The organism is Methylobacterium symbioticum (assembly GCF_902141845.1).
GTDB lineage: Bacteria > Pseudomonadota > Alphaproteobacteria > Rhizobiales > Beijerinckiaceae > Methylobacterium > Methylobacterium symbioticum.
This window is the reverse complement of the sequence record NZ_CABFPH010000039.1, coordinates 41741-49287: the sequence shown is the minus strand read 5'-3', so window position 1 is coordinate 49287 and position 7547 is coordinate 41741. Positions and strand designations below refer to the sequence as shown.

The following is a 7547-nucleotide window of genomic DNA, read 5'->3' as shown; positions in this document are numbered from 1 at the left end:
CACCTACCAGGACCACGACACGCCGGAGCGGATGTATGCCGAGGCCGGCCTCGACGCCGCCGCCATCGTCGCAAAGGTCAAAGACATCCTGCCGGAGCGGAAGGCCCAGGCCTCCAACATCGTGAGCGTGAAGAGCCGCCAGCGCTGAGGGGTACCGACCCCCCTCTCGCCGCTTGCGGGGAGAGGCCTGCCTGCACCCGGGCGTGCAGGCAGGAAGCGGAGGCGTGAGCCGGAGCGGTGGTGAGGGGGCGGCTCCGGAAAAGCCTCTACTCGAAACCGCCCCTCACCCTCGGCTGCCGCGTCGTCGCGCCGACGACGAGGTCGTCGCGACCCTCTCCCCCGCAAGCGGGGAGAGGGGATGGCCGTGTCAGCCCGCCAGACGCGCCTCGCAGGCGGCGAGCAGCGTGCAGAGCGCCACCGCCTCGGCGGCCTTGCGCACCTCGGCGAGGCTCGGGAAGGTCGGCGCGATGCGCAGCGTCCGGTCGTGCGGGTCCTTGCCGTAGGGATGGGTGGCGCCGGCCGGGGTCAGCGCGATGCCGGCCTCCTTGGCGAGCGCCACGACCTTGCTCGCCGTCCCGTCCTGCACGTCGAGCGTGATGAAGTAGCCGCCCTTCGGCGCGCTCCAGCGGGCGACGCCCTGCCCGTTCAGGCGGGCGGCGAAGGCCTCATCGACGGCCGCGAATTTCGGGCCGATCAGCGCGCGGTGCTTCTCCATATGGGCGGCGATGCCGGCATCGTCGCGCAGGAAGCGAACGTGGCGGAGCTGGTTGAGCTTGTCCGGCCCGATCGAGCGGCGGCCGGCCTGGGCGAGATACCAGCGCACGTTCTCCGGCGAGGAGGCCCAGAGCGCGAGGCCGGCACCGGCGAGCGTCACCTTCGAGGTCGAGGCGAAGACCACGGCGCGGTTCGGGTTGCCGGCCTCGGCGCAGGCCTCGAGGATGTTGGCAAGCGCCGGCCGCTCGGTGGTCAGGTGATGCACCGCGTAGGCATTGTCCCAGAAGATGCGGAAATCCGGCGCGCCGGTCTTCATCGCCGCGAGCCGCCGGGTGGTCGCCTCGCTATAGGTCTCGCCGCTCGGGTTCGAGTATTTCGGCACGCACCAGATGCCCTTCACGGACGGGTCGGCGGCCGCCTTCTCGACGGCGTCCATGTCCGGGCCCTCACCCGTCATCTCCACCGGGATCATGCGGATGCCGTAGCCCTCGCACAGGGCGAAGTGGCGGTCGTAGCCCGGCACCGGGCAGAGGAAGCTGATCGGCTCCTCCTTGGACCAGGGACCCTTGCCCCCCGGCACGCCCTTGAGCAGCGCGTAGACGATGGTGTCGTGCATGAGCGCGAGGCTCGAATTGTTGGCGACCACGATCTGATCGGCCGGGGCGCCCATCAGGGTCGCGAACAGGGCGCGGGTCTCGGCCAAACCCTGCAGGTTGCCGTAGTTGCGCGCGTCCGTGCCGTCCTCGGCGGTGGTATCGCGGTTGCCCGGGAGCGCCAGCATCTCGGCCGAGAGGTCGAGCTGGGCAGAGGCCGGCTTGCCGCGGGTCATGTCGAGCTTGAGGCCCTGGCCCTTCAGCGCCTCGAATTCCTGGCGGAGACCGGCGCGCAGGTCGGCGAGCGCCTCGTTGGACAGTTCGGACAGCGGCGGCATGGCGCCTCTCCTTGGCGTTTCCCGATCGGGTCGGTTGGGTTTGCGGGTCCTGAGCACGCAATTTCGGCGCGAGGTCAAGCACCCCGTTGGCATTCGGGCCGGTCAGCGCTTACCTGCGGCGCAACGATCATCACCTGACGACGCCACCGGAGACAGCCTTGGCCGAGCACGACGCCCTCCCGCGCATGCATGCGACGACGATTCTGATGGTGCGCAAGGGCGGCCGCGTCGTCATCGGCGGCGACGGGCAGGTCAGCCTCGGCCAGACTATCGTGAAGGGCAATGCCCGCAAGGTGAGGCGTCTGGCCAAGGGCGCGGTGATCGGCGGCTTCGCGGGCGCGACGGCGGATGCCTTCACGCTGTTCGAGCGTCTCGAGGCCAAGCTCGAGCAGTATCCCGGCCAGCTCACCCGCGCCTGCGTCGAGCTGACCAAGGACTGGCGCACCGACCGCTACCTGCGCCGCCTGGAGGCGATGATGCTGGTCGCCGACAAGGAGGTCAGCCTGCTCCTGTCCGGGGCCGGCGACGTGCTGGAACCGGAGACGGGCGTGATGGCGATCGGCTCGGGAGGCAATTACGCGCTCGCCGCCGCCCGCGCCCTCGAGGACGGCGAGCACGACGCCGAGACCATCGTCCGTCGTGCGATGAAGATCGCCGCAGATATCTGCGTGTATACGAACGGGAGCCTCGTGATCGAGAGCCTGGACGAGGTGAGTGAACGATAAGTCCAGCCATTAAGGATGGTTTGAGATATTGTGCGCAATGTGCCCCCAGGGGAGTGGGGCGCTCTGCACATGAAGATCGGTACGAAACTGCTCGCGCTGGTGGCGGGCTGCAGCACGGTGACCCTGGCGGTGGCAGGCGTCAGTATCGGCTCGCTCGTCAGCTTCAGCGGCGCCATCGACGATACCAAGCTCGCCGCGACGCGCGCCCTCAACGGGGCGAACCTGAACCGCCTCGCCTCCGAGGTGACGATGGATTCGCGTGGCGTGTACGCCTCCGCCGATCGCGCCGAGGCCCGCAAATACGCCGACGGGATCGCGAAGGGCCTCGCCGCGATGGATGCCCTCCTGAAGGCTTGGGAGCCGATCGTCGGGCCCGCCGACCGGCCGCTCTTCGAGGCGCTGAAGACGGACGCCGCGGCCTTCGCCGCGATGCGCACCGAGATCGCCCGGGCCGGCACCGAGATCTCGCCGAAGGCTGCCGCCGATCTCGGCTTCAACGACGCCAACCAGAACAACCGCCGCGCCTTCCAGGCGGGCATCGCGGAGCTTGTGAAGCGCGGCCGCGCCGAGGTCGAGGCGATCGACGCGGCGACCGAGACGCTGGTGAACCAGCGCATGATCCTGCTCCTCGTGCTCGCCCTCGGCGGCACGCTCGCGAGCGCCGTGCTCTGCGGCCTGATCGCCCAGCGCCAAATTGCCCGTCCGCTTGCCGCGGTCTCCGATGCGATCCGCCGCCTCGCCGGTGGCCAGCACGACCTGCCCGCCGTGAAGCCGACCCGCGACGAGATCGGCGCGATCTGGGCGAGCATGCAGGTCTTCGCCGAGGCCATGCGGACGGCCGAGGACCTGCGCGCCGAGCAGGAGCGCGCCGGAGCGGCCGCGCGCGCGGCGCGGCGCGGCGAGATGAACGCGCTCGCCCAGAACTTCGAGGGCAGCGTCGGCGAGCTCGTCCAGCACCTTGCCGCCGCGGCCGCCGAGATGGAGGCCACGGCCCGGACGCTTGCCGGCAATGCCGAGGCGACGAGCGGGCGCGCCGCAGCCGGGGCGATCCGCGCGCGTGAGACGGCAACGAGCGTCCAGTCGGTCGCGGCCGCCGCCCAGCAACTCGCCGAGAGCGCCCGCGAGATCGGCGAGCAGGTGGGGCGCACGGCCGATGCCGCAGCGGGCGCCGTCGAGGGCACCCGCCGCGGCCAGGAGCAGGTCGAGATCCTGGAGCGCAGCGCCGCCGGCATCGGCGAGGTGGTGAGCCTGATCGCGAGCATCGCCGGTCAGACCAACCTGCTGGCGCTCAATGCCACGATCGAGGCGGCCCGCGCCGGCGAGGCGGGCCGCGGCTTCGCGGTGGTCGCCGCCGAGGTCAAGGAGCTGGCCGGTCAGACCGCCCGGGCCACCGATCAGATCACCGCGCAGATCGCCACGATCCAGAAGGCCACCCGCGAGACGGTTTCCGCGATCGGCGCCGTCGACAGCACCATCGGCAGCGTGCACGAGATCGCGCTCGGCGTCGCCGCCGCGGTGGAGGAGCAGCAGGTCGCCACCAGCGAGATCGCCCGCAGCGTCGCCGAGGCGGCCGAGGGCACGGAGGCGGTGACGGTGCTGCTCTCCGAGGTCCGGCACGCGGCGAGCGAGGCCGGTGCCGGCTCCGAGCAGGTGCTGGCTGCGGCCGGCGAACTCGCCCAGCGCGCCGGCAGCCTCAGCCAGGAGGTCGACAGTTTCGTCGGCGGAGTGCGCGCGGCCTGAGATCGTCCCCGGGCGCAGCCACCTCCCTCCTGCGAACCCCTTGCGCGGCGAGCCCCGGGACCCCATTCCGGGGCTTGTCCTTTTGCCGATGCGCGCTCGAGGCTGGCCCCAAGCGATGACCACGTTTTCCCCTCGCGAGATCGTTTCCGAACTGGACCGCTTCATTGTGGGGCAGCACGACGCGAAGCGGGCGGTGGCGATCGCGCTGCGCAACCGCTGGCGGCGCCAGCAGCTCAGCGGTCCGCTCCGCGAAGAGGTCGCCCCCAAGAACATCCTGATGATCGGGCCGACCGGTTGCGGCAAGACCGAGATCGCCCGCCGCCTCGCCCGCCTCGCCGGAGCGCCCTTCCTGAAGGTCGAGGCCACCAAGTTCACGGAAGTGGGCTATGTCGGCCGCGACGTGGAGCAGATCGTGCGCGACCTCGTGGAGGTGGGCATCGGCCTGACCCGCGAGGAGAAGCGCAAGGCGGTGCAGGCCAAGGCCGAGGCCGCGGCCGAGGCGCGGATCCTCGACGCCCTGGTCGGCGCCACCGCGAGCGCGGCCACCCGCGACAGCTTCCGCAAGAAGCTGCGCAACGGCGAGCTCGACGACAAGGAGGTCGAGCTCGAACTCGCGAGCAGCGGCCCGACCGGCCTGCCGATGTTCGAGATCCCCGGCATGCCGGGGGCCTCGATGGGCGCGATCAATATCGGCGACGTGCTGGGCAAGGCGCTGGGCGGCGCGCGGGCCAAGCCCCGCCGCATCAGCGTGCGCGACGCCCATGCCCCGCTGCTCGCGGAGGAGAGTGACAAGCTCGTGGACGACGACGCGCTCACCCGCGAGGCGATCCGCGAGGTCGAGGACAACGGCATCGTCTTCCTCGACGAGATCGACAAGATCTGCGCCCGGGAGGGGCGCTCTTCGGCCGACGTCTCGCGCGAGGGCGTGCAGCGCGACCTGCTGCCGCTGATCGAGGGCACCACGGTCGCGACCAAGCACGGGCCGGTGAAGACCGACCACATCCTGTTCATCGCGAGCGGGGCCTTCCACGTCTCGAAGCCCTCCGACCTCCTGCCGGAACTCCAGGGCCGCCTGCCGATCCGCGTGGAGCTGCAGCCGCTCAACGTCGAGGATTTCAAGCAGATCCTCACCGCCACCGAGGCGAGCCTGATCAAGCAGACGGTGGCGCTGATGGAGACCGAGGGCGTCACCCTCGCCTTCTCCGAGGACGCGATCGACGCCCTCGCCCGCGTCGCCGTGGAGGTGAACGGCTCGGTGGAGAATATCGGGGCCCGGCGCCTGCAGACGGTGCTCGAACGGGTGATCGACGAGATCTCGTTCACCGCGACCGACCGCGGCGGCGAGACCGTGGCGATCGACGCGGCCTATGCCCGCGCCCGGGTGGAGAGCCTCGCCGCGAACGCGGATCTGAGCCGGTTCATCCTGTAGCACCGCGCGCGGCAGCGGCCGAGCCGTGACCGAGTCCCGCCCCGCCGCCCTGCTCCTGCCCGTCGCAGCCCTCGTCACCGGCATGGTCTCGCTCCAGACCGGGGCGGCCTTCGCCAAGAGCCTGTTCCCTCTGGTCGGGGCCGCGGGCGTCTCGGCCCTGCGCGTCGGGTTCTCGGCGCTGATCCTGCTCGCCGTGTGGCGGCCCTGGCGGCGCAGCCTCCATGCGGGCGAGGCCGGCTGGATCCTGCTCTACGGGGCGGCCCTCGGCCTGATGAATCTGCTATTCTACATGGCGCTGCGCACTATCCCGCTCGGGCCGGCGGTGGCGATCGAGTTCGCGGGGCCGCTCGCTGTCGCGCTCGCGGCCTCGCGGCGGCCGATGGATTTTCTCTGGATCGGGCTCGCCGTGCTGGGGCTGTGGCTGCTCCTGCCGCTTGGCAGCGCGTCGGGCGGGCTGGGTGCTCTCGATCCGGTCGGTGTCGCCTACGTCCTCGGGGCGGCTCTGGCCTGGGCGCTCTACATCCTGTTCGGCCAGCGCGCTGGCCGGGCGCATGGGGGGCAGGCCGTCTCGCTGGGGATGGCGACGGCGGCCTTGGTCGTCGCGCCCTTCGGCCTCGCCGAGGCCGGGACGGGCCTGTTCGCGCCGGCCGTGCTGGCGAGCGGGCTCGCCGTGGCGGTCGCCTCCAGCGCCCTGCCCTACTCCCTGGAGATGTTTGCCCTGCGCCGCCTCGACCGGCAGAGCTTCGGCGTGCTGATGAGTCTGGAGCCGGCGATCGCCTCCTTCGCGGCGCTCATCGTCCTCGGCGAGCATCTGACCGCCGTGCAGGAGCTCGCCATCGCCTGCATCATTGTGGCCTCGGCCGGGATCACTGTGGGAAGCCGCCGCCGTGCCCGCGTCGGGCCGGGCACGGCAGCGCCCTGATCAGCCCTCGGCCGACCAGACCTGCCCGGGACGCAGCGCCAGGAAGCGGTCCCGCGTCAGGCCGGCCGCGTCGAGAGCCATCTCAAGGGCCTGGGCCGGCCGTTCGACGCCCTCGTCGGTAAGGCGGAAGGTGCCCCAGTGGTGGCCGAGCGCCTGGCCCGGCCCGAGGAGCTTGAACGCCTCCACCGCGTCCTCCGGGTTCATGTGCTGTGGCTTCATGAACCAGCGCGGCTCGTAGGCGCCGATCGGCAGCGTCGCGAGGCGCGGTGCGCCGAAGCGGGCGCGAATCTCGCGGAAGATCGCGCCGTCGCCGAGGCCGGTATCGCCGACATGGTAGTGCACGCCCGTGGGCGAGGTCAGAACGAAGGCGCACCACAGGGCCATGCGGCGGTCGTTCAGTCCCCGCGCCGACCAGTGGTTGGCCGGCGTCAGGTGCACGGCGAGCCCCTGACCCAGATCGATGCTCTCGCCCCAGTCGCGGGGCTCGACGGGCATGCCGTCGTCGTAGCTCTTGAGGATCGCGTCGTTGCCGAGCGGCGCGATGATCGCGGGCTGGTGGTCCTGCCAGAGGCGGGCGACCGTGGGCCCCTCCAGATGGTCATAGTGGTTGTGGGTGATCAACACCGCGTCGATCGGCGGCAGGTCGGCATAGGCGATGCCGGGCGGGTTGACCCGCTTGGGCCCGGCGAAGCGGGTCGGGCTCGCGCGCTTGGCGAAGACCGGGTCGATCAGGATGTTGCGGCCCGCCACCTGCACGAGATAGCTCGCATGGCCGATCAGCACGACGCGCAGGCCCGAGACGCGCTCCGGCGGCTTGTCTGGCTGGAAAGGGCTCGGGAACTGCGCCGGCCAAGCCTCGCCCTTGCGCGAGAGCTGCCAGCGGATCACGTCGGCGAGGTCCTTGTCGGCGGCCTGGTCCGGGCTGTGAAAGCGCAGGCCGTCGAAATGGTCGCTCTTCGGGCCCTGGTAATAGGGGTTGCGGGAACGCCGGTGCGCGGCGTAGCCGACGCCGCCGAGCGTCATCACCGTGGCCGCGCTCGCGACCGTGAGCAGGCTTCGCCGTTTCATGGCCTGGGACATGGCGAG

General features: G+C 71.3%; 6 protein-coding genes. 4 read left to right on the top strand and 2 right to left on the bottom strand.

Annotation, left to right across the window (positions count from 1 at the left end):
• Nucleotides 1-367: 367 nt before the first annotated feature.
• Complete coding sequence (locus MET9862_RS14760) at nt 368-1645, bottom strand: aspartate aminotransferase type Ic (RefSeq protein WP_142583696.1); 1278 nt, start codon at nt 1643-1645, stop codon at nt 368-370.
• Between the two features lie 185 nt (nt 1646-1830).
• Here MET9862_RS14760 and hslV point away from each other — a divergent pair, with 185 nt between their 5' ends.
• The 4 genes from hslV (at nt 1831) to MET9862_RS14740 (ending at nt 6461) form a co-directional block, all read left to right on the top strand.
• Nucleotides 1831-2370 carry an ATP-dependent protease subunit HslV gene (gene hslV, locus MET9862_RS14755; RefSeq protein ID WP_438616617.1) on the top strand — a complete coding sequence of 180 codons (540 nt, stop codon included), beginning with the start codon at nt 1831-1833 and terminating at the stop codon, nt 2368-2370.
• Nucleotides 2371-2439: 69 nt separating this feature from the next.
• Nucleotides 2440-4110 carry a methyl-accepting chemotaxis protein gene (locus tag MET9862_RS14750; protein ID WP_142583694.1) on the top strand — a complete coding sequence of 557 codons (1671 nt, stop codon included), beginning with the start codon at nt 2440-2442 and terminating at the stop codon, nt 4108-4110.
• 115 nt (nt 4111-4225) lie between these two features.
• A complete protein-coding gene (gene hslU / locus MET9862_RS14745; RefSeq protein ID WP_142583693.1) occupies nt 4226-5539 on the top strand; it encodes an ATP-dependent protease ATPase subunit HslU in 1314 nt (437 codons plus the stop codon).
• 82 nt (nt 5540-5621) lie between these two features.
• On the top strand, nt 5622-6461 hold the full coding sequence (locus MET9862_RS14740; RefSeq protein WP_142583700.1) for an EamA family transporter: 840 nt from the start codon (nt 5622-5624) through the stop codon (nt 6459-6461).
• On the opposite strand, the gene MET9862_RS14735 is transcribed toward MET9862_RS14740, so the two are convergent.
• Complete coding sequence (locus MET9862_RS14735; protein WP_142583692.1) at nt 6462-7529, bottom strand: MBL fold metallo-hydrolase; 1068 nt, start codon at nt 7527-7529, stop codon at nt 6462-6464.
• Nucleotides 7530-7547: the final 18 nt, after the last annotated feature.

Coding starts and splice junctions, on each gene's coding strand:
- hslU (WP_142583693.1), top strand. CDS start 4,226: ATGACCACGTTTTCCCCTCGCGAGATCGTTTCCGAACTGGACCGCTTC.
- hslV (WP_438616617.1), top strand. CDS start 1,831: ATGCATGCGACGACGATTCTGATGGTGCGCAAGGGCGGCCGCGTCGTC.
- MET9862_RS14740 (WP_142583700.1), top strand. CDS start 5,622: ATGGTCTCGCTCCAGACCGGGGCGGCCTTCGCCAAGAGCCTGTTCCCT.
- MET9862_RS14760 (WP_142583696.1), bottom strand. CDS start 1,645: ATGCCGCCGCTGTCCGAACTGTCCAACGAGGCGCTCGCCGACCTGCGC.
- MET9862_RS14735 (WP_142583692.1), bottom strand. CDS start 7,529: ATGAAACGGCGAAGCCTGCTCACGGTCGCGAGCGCGGCCACGGTGATG.
- MET9862_RS14750 (WP_142583694.1), top strand. CDS start 2,440: ATGAAGATCGGTACGAAACTGCTCGCGCTGGTGGCGGGCTGCAGCACG.